Source organism: Chamaesiphon sp. VAR_48_metabat_403 (assembly GCF_031422475.1).
In the GTDB taxonomy this organism is placed as follows: Bacteria; Cyanobacteriota; Cyanobacteriia; order Cyanobacteriales; family Chamaesiphonaceae; genus Chamaesiphon.
Map to the genome: position 1 here is coordinate 1 of NZ_JANPLS010000363.1, position 3,633 is coordinate 3,633.

Annotated in this window: 5 protein-coding genes; all 5 read left to right on the plus strand. The window is 46.2% G+C overall.

Annotated features, from left to right (window positions below; all coding sequences use genetic code 11):
* The first annotated feature begins 119 nt into the window (after positions 1 to 119).
* Positions 120 to 521, plus strand: a complete 402-nt coding sequence (rsfS, locus tag RMO79_RS17625) for a ribosome silencing factor (protein ID WP_310484551.1) — start codon at positions 120 to 122, stop codon at positions 519 to 521.
* Between the two features lie 13 nt (positions 522 to 534).
* Complete coding sequence (locus RMO79_RS17630) at positions 535 to 1,035, plus strand: CGLD27 family protein (protein WP_310484553.1); 501 nt, start codon at positions 535 to 537, stop codon at positions 1,033 to 1,035.
* Positions 1,036 to 1,131: 96 nt separating this feature from the next.
* Positions 1,132 to 2,082, plus strand: coding sequence for an asparaginase (locus RMO79_RS17635; RefSeq protein ID WP_310484554.1), 951 nt, complete (start codon positions 1,132 to 1,134; stop codon positions 2,080 to 2,082).
* A gap of 497 nt (positions 2,083 to 2,579) precedes the next feature.
* Entirely contained in the window at positions 2,580 to 3,275 is a 696-nt protein-coding gene (locus tag RMO79_RS17640; RefSeq protein ID WP_396136624.1) for a biotin/lipoate A/B protein ligase family protein, read from the plus strand.
* Between the two features lie 173 nt (positions 3,276 to 3,448).
* Positions 3,449 to 3,633, plus strand: a 185-nt coding sequence (locus RMO79_RS17645) for a class I tRNA ligase family protein (RefSeq protein ID WP_310484556.1), incomplete at its 3' end; no start/stop codon positions are given.

The window sequence follows — 3,633 nt, forward strand, 5'->3', positions numbered from 1 at the left end:
CGGGATTTAGGCTCTATAGCTCTATCCCTAATACCTGACACCTAACACCTAACACCTAACACCTAACACCTAACACCTAACACCTAACACCTAACACCTAACACCTAACACCTAATTGAATGACTGAAACCGCAACCTTGACAAATACCAACCAAACTACCGACGACTACACGATCGAACAACTAGTATTTCTCGCCGCCGAAGCCGCCGACGATCGCAAAGCTGGCGATATGACGCTAATTAAAATCGGCGAAGTCTCTACGCTTGCCGATTATTTACTAATCGTCTCCGGCTTTTCTAAAGTACAACTGCGCGCGATTTCTGGCTCGATTATCGATAAAATCGAAGCCGAACTCAATCGGCTACCACTACGCACCGAAGGACAAGATCGCGGTGGTTGGATCTTGCTAGATTACGGCGATGCGATCGTCCATATCATGATGCCAGAACAACGAGAATTTTATAATCTCGAAGCCTTCTGGGGACACGGTGAAATCGTCCCCCTACCACAAACGAACTAGACTAATGCGATCGATGAGTAATCCTACTTCTTTTTGTCCGGTTCCCAAAGAACAACAGCCGATTAATGAATATCAAGAACTCCAAAGTTCGTGGTTTTTTGGTTGGGTGAAATTAGCACCGGGCAAATATATTACTAAATTACTTTGGGTCGGGATCTGGAGCCTAATTGCGACAGCACCCTTGGCAGCCGCCAGTTTTCCGATCGCCAAATATCCGATTCAATTTGGAATTTGCGCGATCGGCGGTAGCTCGATCTTTGTGGCACTAGCGACGGTTAGATTGTATCTAGGCTGGATTTACGTCAAAAATAGATTGTATGGAGAGTCGATTTTTTATGAAGAATCCGGCTGGTACGACGGTCAAAATTGGCTCAAAACACCAGAAATCCTGACCCGCGATCGCTTATTAGTCAGCTATGAAATTCAACCAATTCTTAAACGAATTCAGACGACTTTTTTGACATTACTAGCAACGATGGTTTCTGTAATTGGTTACTGGGTTATTATTTATTAATTTTTAATTACTAAGTCAAACACCGCCGCTCATGCGGACACCGATTTATGCGGCAAGACAACAATTAAATAACAACCAAAAATATCACCACCAATAATGGCTCAACGTACTAAATCCCCAGCAATTACCGTTCGCTTGTTACGAGAAGGAATTATCGAATCTGCCCACCAAGTGCAAGCCGTCGTCTGCGACAGCCGTGGGCGAACGCTCTCGGTTGCTGGCGATGCTCAACATCCGACCTTTATTCGATCGGCACTCAAACCTTTTCAAGCGATCGCCGTGACTAGCAATGGGGTTTTAGAACGTTATCAACTCAACGATCGCGATTTAGCCATCATGTGCAGCTCCCATGCTGCGGAAATCATCCACACCCGTCAGGCGTTTAATATCCTCTGGCGGGCAGATATCGATACTAACGCCCTCCAATGTCCCACTCCAGAAGGCAAAACCAGCCCTCTGGAACATAACTGCTCCGGCAAACATGCCGGAATGTTAGCCGTTTGTCGCGCCCACAATTGGCCGCTAGCTAACTATCTAGAGCGCACTCACCCCCTGCAAAAACTAATTTTGAGCAAATTTGCCGAAATTCTTAAAATGCCCCCTGATGAGTTTATCGGCGTACATGACGACTGTGGCGCACCCGTCTACCTGATGCCGCTAGCCCAAATGGCAACACTCTACGCCTATCTAGCATCTGGAGAAAGCCTAGATCTAGAGCGGATCGTCCGCGCCATGACACACCATCCCGAATTAATTGCAGGTACTGGGGGAAAATTCGACACCCAATTAATGCAGCTCACCAAAGGCGAGCTAGTCAGCAAAGCCGGAGCCGAAGGAATTCAATGTATCGGCAAAGTTGGCGAAGGGATGGGTTTGACGATCAAAGTCAGCGATGGAGCCAAACGCGCTAAATATGCCGTCGCGATTCAGCTATTGCATCAGATGGGCTGGATTACGCCAGCAGTATCCGAAATTCTCACCGACCAATTTTTATCGATCGGGACTCATACCCGGTTAGAAGTTACAGGCGAATTAGCAATGGTTTAGATTGTAGATCTTTACCCCACCCCAGTCCTCCCCTTATAAAGGGGAGGGAGCAAGAAAGCCCCCCCTTTATGAGGCTACCCTGTATACACATCTCTAGTTAGAGGCGAAATTGGTGGAAATCCCCCTGTCTTGTCGGTTTTTTATTCTGGGGGAACCCCAGAATAAAACCGCCGCTAAATCCCCCTTAGAAAGGGGGACTTCCGGATCTGGTTCCCTCCTTTTTAAGGGGGGTTAGGGGGGATTCGGATCTCGAAACGAAGTCCAGCCGACTTGTGTATACAGGGTAGTTTTATAAGGGGGGGTTGGGGGGGTAAACTAACCTCAAGCGAAGTCCAGCAAACTTATCACGCGGTAGCCTTTATGAGGGAGGTAAATCATCACCGTACGATCGAGTGTCGATCGCCAGATGTGAATAGTAGCAAACACATAAAAACTTGAACGCTCCAGAAACAAAATGGCGAATTATACCGCCGATCGACACTACCGGACAATTGCAAATGGCGATCGATCGGTGGTTATTACAACAACATATCACCGGAAAAATTCCGCCGGCTTTACGCTTTTATACTTGGGCTAATCCCACAATTTCACTCGGATATCACCAACGCCATTATCCCGAATATTGGCAATCTCTAACATGGCACGACCGACCGATCGAACTAGTCAAACGTCCGACTGGCGGGCGCGGCGTATTGCATCAAGGCGATTTAACTTATGCCTTCATCGGTTCGGGATTTGTCGGTAAAAGAGCCGAAATATATCAGCAAATTTGTCAATTTATCATCGATGGCTGGAGATCGATCGGTGTCGATATTCAGTACGGCACAGCCGGAACGGGTTATATTCACAACCCCAATTGTTTTGGAACGGCGACAAGTGCAGATCTGGTTTGTGCGGATGGTTATAAACTCATTGGTAGTGCCCAATTAATTAAATCAGGCGCAATTCTCCAACACGGTTCGATGCGACTCAATCCCGATTTAGAGTTATTTAAACAAGTTTTTAGCGAATCGATCGATCTACCACCCGCCGCCGTTCTTCAATTAACTATCCCCCAGATTATCGATGCTCTTATTCAAGCTGCCACGCAACATTTTCAGGTAAAATTTGAGGTAGAACCATTATCCGATCGAGAATGGTTGCAAATTCACAGTGAAGATCGAGATTTGACTGCCGATCGTGCGAATATTTAATTTTGTGACTGCGACCTCAATACTTCTCGGTTAAGCTAAAAATTAGTTAGTCCGCGAAGGCGGACTTTGCATCACTAGCTGCGATTTTAATCGTCAGCAGTTCTTAACCGAGAAGTATTGACTGCGACCTTATTTCAATTCTCTAAATTCAGTCAACACTGGATGTATTAATTATGGAAAATACTTATAACCCCGCCGAGATCGAGTCGAAATGGCAACAATCTTGGACGGAGCAAAACTTATATAAAACCGATACAACTAGCACCAAGCCCAAATTCTACGCACTGTCGATGTTTCCCTATCCATCGGGGAATCTACACATGGGGCACGTCCGCAACTATGTAATTACCGACGTAAT